Origin of the sequence: Psychromonas sp. SP041, assembly GCF_000470315.2 — a bacterium.
Lineage (GTDB): Bacteria > Pseudomonadota > Gammaproteobacteria > Enterobacterales > Psychromonadaceae > Psychromonas.
The window spans coordinates 54,968-69,441 of sequence record NZ_CBRF02000007.1; the positions used below are offsets into that span (position 1 = coordinate 54,968).

Below are 14,474 nucleotides of genomic sequence, written 5' to 3' on the forward strand. Positions count from 1 at the left end.
TTACGTGAGTATTTTTGTTATTTAGTACAAATAATTGGCAAATCTGTACATAGTTAGTCAAAATGTTCGGCAGTTTTACTATTTTCTTAATTTAAAGGTAATTATTAGTTATGCGCATATGGGGCAAATTATTAGGTGGTTTTTTTGGGTTTATGTTTGGGCACTTTTTTGGCCTGATCTTAGGTGTTTGGTTAGGCCATCGTTTTGATGTTGCCGTTGGCCGTAATTTTAATATGCAAGATGGCATATTAGGTGGCCGAGGAAATAGCGCAGATAAACAAAAAATATTCTTTGAGACTGCATTTTCTGTCATGGGACATGTCGCTAAATCAAAAGGTAAAGTCACTCAAACCGATATTCAAGTTGCTAATGCTTATATGGACCAAATGAACTTGCATGGCAATGCAAGAGCACAAGCTCAGGCTGCCTTTACTGCCGGTAAAGAAGCTGATTTTGCATTGGTTGAAAGGTTACAAGAATTTGTACGTGTTTTACATGGTGAGCGTAACGTTCTACAAATGTTTTTAGCCATTCAAGTACAAGTTGCTTTTTCTGATGGGGAAATTGACGAGAATGAAAAGTCTATTCTTTATGTTATTGCTGAAAATTTAAAATTCTCTCGTTTTGAGTTAGATCGTTTGATTCAAATGATTCAAGGACAACAGCATTTTCACCAAGGTGGTCAGGGCGGTCAACAGCAAAACACAGCACAGTCTGAAGGCGATGCTTATCAAGTGTTAGGTGTTGATAGCAGTGCAACGGATAAAGAAGTAAAGCGTGCTTATCGTAAATTAATGAGTCAAAACCATCCAGATAAGCTAGCTTCAAAAGGGCTGCCTGAAGAAATGATGGAATTAGCGAAAGAAAAAACCCAAGATATTCAAAAAGCTTACGAGCTTTTACGTACTAATCGTGGCTTTAAATAAAAATGTTATCGGTAATTAAACGCTATAGTTTACAGCTTGTCTTCACTTTAAGTTTGCTTTTAGGTTTGCAGTTACCGAATTTTTTACAACAATATGAATTGCGTTTGCAAGGACATTTTGTTGAAGCTCAACAACAATTAGCCGCGTTTCAATCATTGGCAAATAAGTATTTTTCAGGTGATTTAAGCGCACTGATAACAAAACATAAAAGCAGTGAAGATAACTTGTATCGTGAAGAAGCGTTGGTAATAGATAAAACATATTCACGAGTACAATTTTTACAACAAAAAATAGATGAGCTAAAGCAACCTATTTGGTACCGATTAGGCACATTAACCCAGCAAATAAACCAACCTGTTTTTAAAGAAACGTGGTCTGGTTATCAAGCTAATGTGTTACTTAATCAACAAGCTATTTTAGTTGGGGTAAGCGTAGCGGTTATTTTCATGTTATCGCTGGAGCTTTTCTTTTATCTTCTTAAATTAGTTTTTTATGCTGTATTACCTGGCATTAAAAATAAACCCCAAGCGCGCTCTTAAAGCTTAAATATGCATAATAAGCGTAATTTCCGCGCTAAATGAGTATCAAACCCATCTATATCAAATAATTTCCGCTTATAACGTTTTAATTTTGCATCTGCGCAAGTGCTTCTCTATTATTGTCTACTAATTATTTTAGCAATCATTTTATGGTGTTTTACACCTAATAGACTTTTAAATCGGAGCTTAATACATGTCTACATTTTCTCTTGCGTTTGGTACAGCTACTAAAAATCGTGACCAAAAAATCATTGAAGCATTTTTCCCAAACCCAATTTTAAACCCAAATGAAGATTTAGTAGCGACTATTGCTGCTATTACTGGTTATGAAGGTGGCAACCAAGTCATCGAAGTTAAACCAGACGTTGCAGAGCAATTAGCTGCTGCATTTAATGGTGAAGATGATACAGATAATGCTGACTTTGCAGTGGCTGCTGCTAAATCAAAACAACCATTAGTGTTAGTTATTCTCGCAACAGATGAGGCACCTCAAAGTGTTGCTGAAGGCTACTTAAAATTACAACTTATCTCTCATCGTTTAGTTAAACCACACGGTGTTGTGTTAGATGGTATTTTTGGTTTGCTGCATAACATTGCATGGACAAATAAAGGCCCGATCGATTTACCTGAATTAAAAGATCGCCAAATGAAAGCACGTTTAAAAGGTAAAACTATCACTGTCGATTGTGTTGATAAATTCCCTAAAATGGTTGATTACGTTGTACCTGCAGGTGTTCGTATTGCGGATACCTCTCGTGTTCGTTTAGGTGCACATGTTGGTGAAGGTACGACTGTTATGCACGAAGGTTTCATTAACTTTAATGCTGGTACTGCTGGTGTTAGCATGGTCGAAGGTCGTATCTCTGCTGGTGTTATGGTTGGCGAAGGTAGTGATATCGGTGGTGGCGCTTCTATCATGGGTACGTTATCCGGTGGCGGTAAAATGGTGGTTGCGATTGGCGAGAATAGCTTATTAGGCGCTAATGCAGGCCTAGGCTTCCCTCTAGGTAACCGTTGTACTATTGAATCTGGTTTATATGTAACAGCGGGCTCTAAAGTTAAAATGTTAGATAATGAAGGTAATGACGCAGGTTTTGTTAAAGCGCGTGAATTATCTAATAAAGACGATTTACTGTTCCGTCGTAACTCAACAACAGGTCAAATTGAATGTTTAGTTAATAAGAGCGCAGTAGAGCTAAACAGTATGTTGCATTCTAACTAAGCCTCTTTTTATCGGTTTAAGTTAAAATAAGTATCAGTTAACAAATTGAAATTCTTTAAGGCTATCTTCGGATAGCCTTTTTTGTGCCTGTTGTCCTGCCTTGAAAATATTTTTTAATATGACTGAAGTAATTTTCACTGGTCAGTTGTTCGTTAGCTATCGATTAGCTATTCGTTAGTTATTGATTGGTTATTGATTAGTTAGTTGTCTACTGCAATAAATTTATTCTGACTTATTCTGACTTATTCTGACTTATTCTGATTTTTGTTTACTAATAAATGAGAAGCATTTGCTTAGTTTTTATACCTATTATTGGCTATAGTGTTATTTGGGTGTTTTTGTTTTTTTTGTTAAACATAAATTTCAATCTACTATTCGGCACTTTTAATGAGTGATAAATCATTGTAATAGTCATTTTTAGCTATTCAATAAATATAAAATATTATGAATCTACGTACTAAAAGGCGCACAATGAACAGCTCAAACTATAATGCTTCTCTTACTTTTAAACTCTATATTCTAGCGGCTATCTTATTTGCTATTTATGGTGGGAGAGTTTGCCCCTTTTTAGCGACTTTGACGACCAGTGAAGTATCGATACATGTATCCATTACTTTTTCTGTTTTATTGTTAGTCCGTCATTTCCTGCTACCTCATCACACCTTGAATAAACAGATAAAACAAATAAAGTTAGATACGTTTTGCTTCTTCATCGCCAGCCTTCCATTGGCGATTTATTACAATATTGGTTATGATTTTGGGTTAGATAGTAATGTTAAAATTGTTTTCGGGATGGCGCTGTTTGGTTTTTTTACAGGATGTATTTTACAGCTTTCAGCAAAGCTCGCACAAATGGATGAAATGGAGTTGAATGGGCAATTCGATTTTGAACTATCAGGTCAACGAAGTTCTTTAATTAATCAAATGATTTGGTTAGTGGTACTTTTATTAGTGATCCTGACGGGGGCATTATCTATGGTGGCAGTAAAAAATATTTTTTGGTTAAAGCATAATCCTGAACTAGTCATGGATGGCAGTGGTCAAATCAGTGTTATTAAAGAGCTTATCTATATTGCAGCTTTGGTGACAGGTTATGCGATGGCCGTTATGTTTTTATGGAGTAAGGTCATTAAGCGTATTTTATTAAGTCAAGAATGTGCCTTAAAAAGGGTAAGTGAGGGCGATATCAATACCCGTTTGCCTATTTTTAGTTACGATGAGTTTGGTTCAACGGCATCATTAACTAATAGCATGTTAGATAGTCTTGAGTTTGCTCAAAATGAAGTGAAAACAACAAGGGATGTAGCGATAGTTAGCTTATCTGCTTTAGCTGAATCTCGTGATAATGAAACCGGTGCACATATTTTACGTACACAAGAATATGTTAAGGCATTGGCTGAGAATTTAAGTGAATCTACTGCATATTCTGCGTTATTAACCCCTCATTATATCGAACTGTTATATAAGTCTGCTCCGTTACATGATGTAGGTAAAGTAGGTATTCCTGATAATATATTACTTAAACCAGGTAAATTAACCGACGATGAATTTGAAATTATGAAAGGGCACGCTCAAATTGGTGCGGACGCTTTATCGATAGCAGAAAAGCAATTAGGCAGTAGTTCATTTTTAGAAATTGCAAAAGAAATTGCCTTATCACATCATGAAAAATGGAATGGTTCAGGTTATCCGAATCAACTATCAGGGGAAAGTATTCCTTTGTCTGGACGACTAATGGCTTTAGCAGATGTCTACGATGCACTTATCTCTAAACGAGTTTATAAGCCTGCTTTTTCACATCAAGAAGCGAAAGATATTATTATGAAAGGGGAGGGTTCGCATTTTGACCCTGCAGTGGTAAAAGCGTTTCTTGCTATTGAAGATAAGTTTGTTGCTATTGCCGCTCATTTTCAAGACAGCGCCAAAGATTTATTGGCATAAAGTACGAAAGTTATTTGTGCTTGTTGAAGATTGAAGATTGAAGATAAAGATTGAACAGAATATTTTATTTTAAAGTAGTTGCGTAAAGGTAGGTATTTTTATAAAAGTGATTTGTTAAAGGTATAGTGAGTTAAAAGGTGAGGGTGTAGATAATTTAACGTGATTCATTGTTCACAAATCACGTTAAATTAATGATAGGTTATTTTATGTAAGTTTTACTGACTCGGCGTGTTAAACCACACAATAATGAATATGAGATAGTTTCTGAGCAGTTAGCTACCTCGGTTACTGAAATGTTATCACCCCATAATTCCACATCAAACCCAATACAGTCTTGTTGCTCAAACATAGATAAATCAACCATGACCATATCCATTGAAACACGACCTAATATTTGACTCTTTTTACCGTTGATAAAAACAGGCGTACCATTTTCTGCATGTCTAGGGTATCCATCAGCATAACCAATTGACACTGTCCCTATTTTTGTTGTCTCTTCAGCGGTCCATAAACCGTTATAACCAACACTTTCATCTTTATTGATCGTACGCTGAGAGATAACTTTTGCTTTAAATGTCATCGCAGGGATTAAAGGACACGCTAGCTCATCATCGTCGATAGGTGATGAACCATAAATAATAATGCCTGGGCGCACCCATTGGTTTCTACCTTTGACAGCTTTTGTCAATACAGCTGATGAATTAGCAATACTAATTTCACCAGGTAATTCACCAATCGTGTTTATAAACAACTCTGTTTGTTTTTTAGTTAATGGCGAGCTTAAATCATCAGCAGATGAAAAGTGACTCATGTGGGTGATACTAGCAACTTGCTCTAAGTTAGATAGCTGTTGCCAAGCATCTGCATATTCTTCAGGTAAAAAACCTAATCGATGCATACCTGAGTCCATTTTTAACCAAACATTAACCGGCTGCTTAAGCTTTACTGCTTTTAATGCATCAAGTTGATGTTGGTTATGTATTGCACACCACAAATTATTTTCACTGATGTATTCTAATTCGTCTGCTGTGAAAAAACCTTCCAACAATAAGATAGGTTGTTTAATACCAGCATCACGCAATTCTATTGCTTCTTCAATACACGCTACACCAAATGCATCCGCTACATCAGTTAAAGCGTTAGCGACTTCAATTGCGCCGTGACCATAAGCATTCGCTTTAATCGTTGCAATTGCTTTAGCAGGTGCAGCAAGTAATTTTGAATGTAAATAGTTTTGTTTAATCGCGTTTAAGTTAATAATCGCTGTTGCTGTTCTAGCCATTTTTCTCCCCTAACGTGCGTAACGATCAGCTGATAAGCCAGAATCATCAATATCCGGTGTTTTATCATTAATAACATCACTTACAAATTTTGCTGAACCTAAAGACATTGTCCAACCTAGTGTGCCGTGACCTGTATTAAGAAATAAGTTATCAATGTTGGTTTTACCTAAGATTGGCGTGCCATCAGGTGTCATTGCTCTTAAACCCGTCCAGAATTCAGCTTTAGTTAAATCTGTTGCATGAGGGAATAAATCAGCAATAGAAAACTCAATATTTTTACGACGTTTTTCTAATAACGCTAAGTTATAAGAGCTAATTTCAGCCGTTCCACCAACTCGAATACGATCGCCTAAACGCGTGATTGCCACTTTGTAAGTTTCATCCATCACGGTTGATTCTGGTGCTGCTGAATAGTCTTGAATTGGGATAGTAAGAGAATAGCCTTTAATAGGGTAGACAGGCACTCTGATATCAAGGTTTGCAAGCATGTGTGTAGAATAAGAGCCTAAAGCCATTAAATAAGCATCTGCAGTCAATTCACCTTTACTGGTAGAAACACTGACGATTTCACTACCTTGCTTATTGATTTTCTCAATATTGGTATCCATTACAAACTTAACACCTAAGCCTTCACACGCTTTAGCTAATTCAGTAACGAACATGTGACAATCGCCTGTTTCATCATTTGGTAAGTGAATACCACCTACGATTTTATCAATAGTATGATGAAGTGCAGGTTCATAACCTAAACAATCTTCAGCCGTTAGTATTTTATGTTCAACACCACACTCTTTTAATACTTCAATGTCTTTTTTAGAGCTCTTTACTTGGCTTTCAGTACGGAATACTTGCAATGTACCTTGCGTTCTATGATTGTATTCAATATTAATTTCTTTTCTAAGTTCTCTTAAACAATTTCGGCTATATTCTGCCACTCTCATCATTCGAGCTTTATTGATGTGATAATCTTTAGTATTACAGTTTGCGACCATTTTAGTCATCCAAACTAACGTTTCCGTGTCTAGATCTTTAATGCTAATTTTTAATGGTGCAAGTTCTTGCATTAACCATTTCATTGCTTTAACTGGAATACCTGGCGCAGCCCAAGGTGCAGAGTATCCTGGAGATATTTGCCCTGCATTGGCAAAACTTGTTTCATTAGCAACGCTTGATTGTCTGTCAACTACCGTGACATCATGTCCAGACTTAGCTAAATACCAAGCACTCGTTACGCCTATTACACCAGAACCTAATATTAAAACTTTCATTTTTATCCCAAAATAATCATCAATTCGAAGACACATCATAGATGATATTCACAATTATTAATGATTGTATTTACAGTTGTTTCAGCATAAAAAACTAAAATAAAACCAAAATTAGCATTTTAATCTGAAAAATGCAGTAGAACTAGGAGGTTAGACAATATTTAACCAATATGGAATCATCATTGAAACAGTAAAGTAACATTAAATAAACATAGGTAATAAGATTGTGTTATTTATGTTGATGATGACTTAAATAAAGCTTTAATTATAGGTGCATCGTTATAAAAATGAGGCTCTGTGGTAATGGTAATGGTTAGGGCTGAAGAACTAATGTCGATACATTCGCTTTATATATGAAGTATTGAATTACATGACGTAAGACGGTTATGTTTGATTTTACTTGGCCTTTAAAACCATCAAATAACTATTTAGCGCCATTTAACTCCACTGTCACTTTTAACTCGTTCAGATACCTGCTTTTAATAACAGCTTCTGATGTATAAGAGAGATGCAGATATTTAAGTCAATACCTGCATTTGACAGTTTCAAAGTTCAAAGTTCAAAGTTCAAAGTTCAAAGTTCAATATTTAATAGAGTAATACCATCGTTAAAGTGATGTCGAAATTACAATAATCAAGGAGAACGTTGAATGGCTTTTCAAGTGCTTAATCATTCGGTTGTGTTAGTCACCGGTGGCTCTCGAGGTATTGGAGCCGCGACTGCAAAACACCTTGCTAAGTTAGGTTATGCCGTTTGTGTTAATTATAGTGCAAATGAAACGGCAGCACATCACGTTGTATCTGACATCGAAAAAGAAGGCGGTAAAGCCATTGCAGTGCAAGCTGATGTTTCGAATGAAGATGACGTTATTCGCCTTTTTAATACACTTGATAATACTTTAGGCCCAGTGACACACTTAGTGAATAATGCTGGTATTTTATTACCGCAGATGCGTGTTGTTGATATGTCAGCTGAACGAATTAATAAAGTACTGATGATCAATGTAACCAGCTATTTTTTATGTTGTAGAGAAGCGATTAAACGAATGAAAAATGGTGGGGCAATTGTTAATGTTTCTTCCGCTGCATCAAGGTTAGGGTCTCCTTTCGAATATGTGGACTATGCCGCATCAAAAGGGGCAATAGACACCTTAACAACTGGGTTATCACTTGAAGTGGCGAAAGATAATATTCGCGTTAATTGTGTCCGTCCTGGGTTTATTGATACGACTATGCACGCTGATGGTGGAGAAGCAGATCGTATCGAACGTGTTAAACATTTAATCCCACTTCAACGAGGTGGTCGACCAGAAGAGGTTGCTGCATCAATTGCATTTCTGTTATCACATGACGCGTCTTATATTACTGGAACCTTTATTGATTTAGCAGGAGGTAAATAGGCGATTAATAGTTAATAGGGAAAGTAAGTAGGAAGAGGGAGTAGGGTTAATGTCGAGGCTTTTAAATAAAAAATCCGATGTATTAACGACATCGGATTTCTATTTACACAATAATTAAAGAGTTTCCAGAGGGATTACTCAGACTCTTTGTTAGTCTCTACTTCTGTTTTTTCTTTGTCTTTTGGTAGGTACTTATAAATATAAACACCACTGAATAGGGTGAACACTAATGTCGCTCCCATTAATCCAAAGACTTTAAAGTTTACCCAGACTTCTTGAGGCAAACTAAATGCAACATAGATATTAAGTAAGCTAAGTGCAATAAAGAAAAGAGCCCAAGCAATATTTAAATTATTCCAGACTTTATCAGGCAAGGTGATTTCTTTACCTAGCATCTGTTTAATGATTGGCTTTTTAAAGATGAATTGACTCGCTAACAGTGCAACTGCAAACAATGCGTAGATGAAGGTGACTTTCCATTTGATAAACACATCATCGTGTAAAATCAACGTTAATGTGCCGAATACAAAGACCATTATAAAGGTAATCACTTGCATTTTTTCAACTTTACCGTGCTTAAAGTAGTTATAAGCCAGCAATAAACCTGTGGTTACGATCAATGATCCCGTTGCCGCATAAATGTCGACCATTTTATAAACGGCAAAAAAGATAATTAGCGGTATAAATTCAAGCAATTGTTTCATGAAACTCTCTTCTTTAAAGTGAATAGGTTATTTAATAGTGGCTGCTTTCATTGCACTGATAAAGTCAGACATTTCTGTTTTCATTTTATCTGGGTTATCAAGATTACGTTCAATCACCTTAACCACTGCTGAGCCTGAAATAGCACCTGCTGCTCCAGATTTAATGGCATTAGCAACTTGCTCTGGTTGTGAAATACCAAACCCTAACAATGAAGGAGGAGCATTATACTCACCTAATGTTTCAAGCATATGTTCAACCGGCATACCTGCTTTTGCATCTGCGCCAGTCACACCCGCTCGGCTTAGTAGATAAGTATAACCTTGACCATATTCTGCAACTTGCTGCAATGTTGCTTTATCACCGTTAGGTGGGGCAATAAATATTTGTTGTAAACCAAATTTTTCAGCTGCTGCACGATACGGAGCACTTTCGTGTAAAGGAACATCTGCGATTAAAATAGAATCAACACCAGCTTCTTTACAACGTTGGTAAAAGTTCTCAATACCGTTACGGAACACCAAGTTTACATATAACAATAAACCAATTGGCACTTCAGGGTATTCAGCACGAACTTCTTTAATGATTTCAAAACAAACCTGCGGTGTCGTACCTGCTTCTAATGCACGAATTGATGCGTCTTGAATTACAGTACCGTCAGCCACTGGATCCGAAAATGGAATACCTAACTCTAAAGCATCAGCACCCGCTTCAACCAATGTTTTGATGATACTTAAAGATTGATCACGGTTTGGATCGCCAATAGTAACAAAAGGAACAAAAGCCCCTTCGTTTTTAGCGGCTAAACGTTCAAATAAGTCTGCATAACGTGTTGTTTGTAGATCATAAGTCATTAGATCAGGCCTCTTTTTTCGAAAATATCAGCAACAGTGAAAATATCTTTATCACCACGTCCAGATAAGTTAACAATAATCACTTGCTCTTTGTCATCTTCTTCAATGATTTTTAGTGCGTGCGCTAATGCATGTGCAGACTCTAAAGCAGGGATGATACCTTCTTGCTCCGCGAGTGCTTTAAATGCCATTAATGCTTCATCATCAGTAGCGTTCACATACTGTGCTCGACCTGTTTTTGCTAGATGTGCGTGTTGCGGACCAACAGATGGAAAATCAAGACCCGCTGAAATTGAATATGACTCTTGAATTTGACCTTGTTCATCTTGCATCATTAATGATTTCATACCGAAGAAAATGCCGTCAGTACCACACGCGATAGGGCAACCATGCTCACCTGTTTCAATACCGTGGCCACCAGGTTCAACGCCAATCAACTCAACCCCTTCGTCATCAATAAAGTCGCTGAAAATACCAATTGCATTTGAACCGCCACCAACACAAGCAATGACTTTATCAGGCAAAATACCTTCTTTACGTAGACATTGAATTTTTGATTCTTCACCAATTACTTTTTGGTATTCACGCACAATCGTCGGGAATGGGTGTGGTCCAGCCGCAGTACCTAATAAATAATGTGAGGTATCGTAACTACCAGCCCAGTCACGCAATGCTTCATTACACGCGTCTTTTAAGGTTGCAGAACCCGATGTTACAGGAATAACTTCTGCGCCCATTAAGCGCATTCTAAACATGTTTGGCTTTTGGCGTTCGCAATCTACTGCGCCCATGTAAATACGGCATTTTAGCCCTAATAGTGCGCAAGCTAACGCTGTTGCAACACCGTGTTGGCCTGCACCTGTTTCAGCAATAATTTCAGTTTTACCCATACGTTTTGCTAATAGCGCTTGTCCTAGTACTTGGTTAGTTTTATGTGCACCACCGTGTAATAAGTCCTCACGTTTAAGGTATAGTTTAGTCTTTTTACCTTTTGTTAAATTACGACACAATGTTAACGGAGTAGGGCGTCCTGCATACTCTGTTAATAATTCTTGTAATTCAGCATTAAAAGCATCATCTGTTTGTGCTTTTAAAAATTCTGCTTCAAGTTGTTGTAATGCTGGGACCAAAATTTGTGGTACGTACATACCACCAAAGTCACCAAAATAAGCGTCTAACGTTTTCATGTTTTTTTACCTTCTAATGCGTTTATTACTGCATGTTTCTTATCATGAGCCATGATTATGTCTTCATGACTATCGCTTCATGCCTATCGTTTCATGTAACGACGTATTGCTGAGAAACTACGATTTAATTTGTCTGCGTCTTTTTTACCTGGGGCAGATTCCACACCTGAATTAAAGTCTAATCCTGCACAGCCTATTAATGCTGCTTGTTGTGCATTTTCAGGTGTTAAACCACCGGCTAATATAATTTTACTTTTATCAATATCGAGTAATTTATCTTGTTGTGCAGTAAGCAGTGACCAATCAAATACTTTACCGGTACCGCCACTTTGCGTACCAACACGTGTATCTAATATATGTTTACTGACATTATATTTTTCAAATTCTGGCAAGCTATCGCTGATGCCATGGGCTTTCCAAATCTCACAGCTTTTAGGTAATACTGTTAATAGCTCTTTAATGTATTTTGGTGTTTCATCACCATGTAACTGCACTGCGCTTAACCCTAAGCTTTTAGCGGTGTAGGCGATTAACTCAATTTCTTCATTTTGGAATACACCGACGTACATTAATGGTGCGCCCAACATGACTAAACGAGCTTGTTCTAATGCAACAAAACGAGGTGATTTTTCAACAAAAATTAAGCCACCATAAACTGCGCCCGCTTTATGGACATCTGCTGCATCACGTGCGTGAGTTAATCCACACACTTTATTTTCGCCTAAAATAAGTTGTCTACAAGCTCGGTCAATATTGGGTTGAGACATAATAGAGCTACCGACTAAAAATCCATTCGCAAATTGACTTAGTTCTTTCACTTGCTGGTGGTTGTAAATCCCCGATTCTGAGATGACGATACGGTCTGCAGGGATTTTTACTGCTAGCTCTTTAGTACGGTTTAAATCGATACTAAGATCACGTAAGTCTCTATTGTTAATACCAATTACTTTAGCATTGAGCGCTATTGCTCGAACTAGTTCATGTTCATTACTGACTTCGGTTAACACACCCATATTTAAGCTATGTGCGGTATCACGATAAGCTTGGTAAGCATCATCATCTAACACAGAGAGCATTAATAAAATTGCATCTGCGTTGTAATGGCGCGCTAAGTAAATTTGGTATGGGTCAACAATGAAGTCTTTACAGATAACAGGTTGAGTGACTTGCTCACGTACTTTATTAATGTACTCAAAGTCACCTTGAAAGTATTTTGTATCCGTTAGCACTGAAATAGCTGATGCGTAGTTTTTATAAACGCCTGCTATTAAGTCTAAATCGAAATCTTCACGTATTAGGCCTTTTGATGGAGAGGCTTTTTTACATTCAAGAATAAAAACACTTTTATCTTGGTCTAGTGCTTGGTAAAAGTGGCGATCGCTTTCTACTAGTTCGTCTTTAAATTTAATTAAAGGTTGCTGTTGTTTTTTTTCTTCAACCCATAGCAACTTGTCATCAACAATTTTGCCTAAAATAGTATCTTGTAAACTTTGATCGTTAAGCATTGCTTTGCTCCGCAAGTTGTTTTAATAGTGAGAGAGGTTGACCTGATTGCATGCTTGCTAATGCCATTTCTGTACCTTGTTTAAAGTTATCTGCTTTACCGTTTAACACGAGTAGCGCAGATACGTTAATTGCGACAGCAGCTTGTTGAGCCGCGGTGCCTTTACCTTGTAAAATTTGTTCTATGATGACTTTGTTTTCTTCTGGTGTGCCACCAAAGATGCTCTCAACAGGGTAGTAATCAACGCCGAAATCTTCCGGTGTTAATGTGTATTCTGTTATTTCACCGTTATGTAATTCAGCGACCTGAGTGCTGCCATGTAAAGCGACTTCATCTAAACCACTGCCATACACGACCATGACACGTTTCATGCCTAATTGTTGGTGTACTTTTGCAATCGGTAACAATAACTCTGGTGCATAAACACCCATTAATTCAAAATCAGGACGTGCCGGATTCACTAATGGACCGAGCACATTGAATATTGAACGTGTTTTTAATGCTGCTCGAACGGGCGCTGCAAAACGCATTCCTGCGTGGTAACTTGGCGCAAAAATGAAACAAACGTTCAAATCATCTAAACATTGACGTGCTGTTTCTGGTGACATTTCAAGATTAATACCAAAAGCCGCTAATAAGTCAGAAGAGCCTGACTTACTTGAAACACTACGACTACCATGTTTACAGACTTTAACACCACAGGCTGCTGCCACAAATGCGCTCGCTGTTGAAATGTTAATGGTGCCTAGACCATCTCCGCCTGTGCCAACGATATCTGTAAAAGGATAATCAGGACGCGGAAACTTTTTAGCTTGCGCTAAGAGAGCTTTGGCTGCCCCTGTTATTTCAGTCGGTGTTTCACCTTTTATTTTTAGTGCCGTTAAGACTGACCCTAATACGATGGGATCGATTTCGCCTGAAACAACTTGTTCAAAAAATGCCTGACTTTGTTGCTCGCTGAGCCCTTCACCTTGATAAAGCTTTTCTAAGGTCGGTTGTACATCATATTGGCTCATTATTTGTTCTCCGTTGCAGTCAGTAAGTTGAGACTGTTTTCTAAAAGCTGTGCACCTTCACAAGTTAAAATGGATTCAGGGTGAAATTGAAAACCGATCACCTTATCTTGTTGATGATAAATCGACATGCACATACCGTTATATTGTGCCACGATTTCAAGTGAAGCGGGAACTGATGTACCCACTAAAGAGTGATAACGTGCAACAGATAGCGGTTGTGATAGTCCTGCGAACATTTTGTCAGCACAATGTTCAATTAAAGAGGATTTACCATGTTGTATTTCGTCTGCTTGGCCAACGACACCACCGTATTGTTCTATTAATGCTTGGTGACCTAAACATATCCCTAAAATAGGCACTTGGCCTTTACATAAAGTGATTAAATCGATCATACAACCCGCAGCACTTGGTGTTCCTGGACCTGGTGATAACACTAAAACAACTTCACCTTCACAAGCATCAATGTGTGCTTTAATTTGTTCTGCGCTTTGGTTATTGCGATAAATCTTAACGGGATAACCTGCGGTTTTAAATTGATCCACTAAGTTGTAAGTAAATGAGTCAAAGTTATCAAGAAAAAATAAGGTCGCTTTAAGCGTTTGGTTGATTTTATTAGTTTGAGTTGTCATGACC

At 37.4% G+C, this 14,474-nt stretch carries 13 protein-coding genes; 5 read left to right on the forward strand and 8 right to left on the reverse strand.

Annotated features, from left to right (window positions below; all coding sequences use genetic code 11):
• The first annotated feature begins 110 nt into the window (after window positions 1–110).
• The 4 genes from djlA to SP041_RS05560 all read left to right on the forward strand — a co-directional run bounded on the left by djlA (window position 111) and on the right by SP041_RS05560 (window position 4,628).
• Window positions 111–926, forward strand: coding sequence for a co-chaperone DjlA (djlA, locus tag SP041_RS05545; RefSeq protein ID WP_025562734.1), 816 nt, complete (start codon window positions 111–113; stop codon window positions 924–926).
• 2 nt (window positions 927–928) lie between these two features.
• Window positions 929–1,465: a DUF2937 family protein gene (locus SP041_RS05550; protein WP_025562733.1), complete on the forward strand. Its 537-nt coding sequence runs from the start codon at window positions 929–931 to the stop codon at window positions 1,463–1,465.
• 193 nt (window positions 1,466–1,658) lie between these two features.
• On the forward strand, window positions 1,659–2,687 hold the full coding sequence (gene dapD / locus SP041_RS05555; RefSeq protein ID WP_025562732.1) for a 2,3,4,5-tetrahydropyridine-2,6-dicarboxylate N-succinyltransferase: 1,029 nt from the start codon (window positions 1,659–1,661) through the stop codon (window positions 2,685–2,687).
• 471 nt (window positions 2,688–3,158) lie between these two features.
• Window positions 3,159–4,628 (forward strand): HD domain-containing phosphohydrolase, encoded by a 1,470-nt coding sequence (locus SP041_RS05560; RefSeq protein WP_025562730.1) that lies wholly within the window; start codon window positions 3,159–3,161, stop codon window positions 4,626–4,628.
• Between the two features lie 199 nt (window positions 4,629–4,827).
• Here SP041_RS05560 and alr read toward each other — a convergent pair whose 3' ends face one another.
• Both alr and SP041_RS05570 read right to left on the reverse strand, forming a co-directional pair.
• Window positions 4,828–5,910 carry an alanine racemase gene (alr, locus tag SP041_RS05565; RefSeq protein WP_025562729.1) on the reverse strand — a complete coding sequence of 361 codons (1,083 nt, stop codon included), beginning with the start codon at window positions 5,908–5,910 and terminating at the stop codon, window positions 4,828–4,830.
• 9 nt (window positions 5,911–5,919) lie between these two features.
• Window positions 5,920–7,179, reverse strand: a complete 1,260-nt coding sequence (locus tag SP041_RS05570; protein ID WP_025562728.1) for a D-amino acid dehydrogenase — start codon at window positions 7,177–7,179, stop codon at window positions 5,920–5,922.
• 649 nt (window positions 7,180–7,828) lie between these two features.
• Between SP041_RS05570 and SP041_RS05575 the strand changes: the two genes are divergently transcribed.
• Window positions 7,829–8,578, forward strand: coding sequence for an SDR family oxidoreductase (locus SP041_RS05575; RefSeq protein WP_025562727.1), 750 nt, complete (start codon window positions 7,829–7,831; stop codon window positions 8,576–8,578).
• A 134-nt stretch (window positions 8,579–8,712) separates the two neighbouring features.
• Here SP041_RS05575 and SP041_RS05580 read toward each other — a convergent pair whose 3' ends face one another.
• The 6 genes from SP041_RS05580 to SP041_RS05605 form a co-directional block, all read right to left on the reverse strand.
• Window positions 8,713–9,282: a septation protein A gene (locus tag SP041_RS05580; protein ID WP_025562726.1), complete on the reverse strand. Its 570-nt coding sequence runs from the start codon at window positions 9,280–9,282 to the stop codon at window positions 8,713–8,715.
• A 27-nt stretch (window positions 9,283–9,309) separates the two neighbouring features.
• Complete coding sequence (trpA, locus tag SP041_RS05585; RefSeq protein WP_025562725.1) at window positions 9,310–10,134, reverse strand: tryptophan synthase subunit alpha; 825 nt, start codon at window positions 10,132–10,134, stop codon at window positions 9,310–9,312.
• Window positions 10,134–11,321, reverse strand: a complete 1,188-nt coding sequence (trpB, locus tag SP041_RS05590; RefSeq protein ID WP_025562723.1) for a tryptophan synthase subunit beta — start codon at window positions 11,319–11,321, stop codon at window positions 10,134–10,136. Before trpB ends, trpA begins: the two co-directional genes overlap by 1 nt.
• A gap of 83 nt (window positions 11,322–11,404) precedes the next feature.
• Complete coding sequence (gene trpCF / locus SP041_RS05595; RefSeq protein WP_025562722.1) at window positions 11,405–12,826, reverse strand: bifunctional indole-3-glycerol-phosphate synthase TrpC/phosphoribosylanthranilate isomerase TrpF; 1,422 nt, start codon at window positions 12,824–12,826, stop codon at window positions 11,405–11,407.
• Entirely contained in the window at window positions 12,819–13,841 is a 1,023-nt protein-coding gene (gene trpD / locus SP041_RS05600; protein WP_025562721.1) for an anthranilate phosphoribosyltransferase, read from the reverse strand. Before trpD ends, trpCF begins: the two co-directional genes overlap by 8 nt.
• Window positions 13,841–14,470 (reverse strand): aminodeoxychorismate/anthranilate synthase component II, encoded by a 630-nt coding sequence (locus SP041_RS05605; RefSeq protein WP_025562720.1) that lies wholly within the window; start codon window positions 14,468–14,470, stop codon window positions 13,841–13,843. Before SP041_RS05605 ends, trpD begins: the two co-directional genes overlap by 1 nt.
• Between the last annotated feature and the right edge of the window lie 4 nt (window positions 14,471–14,474).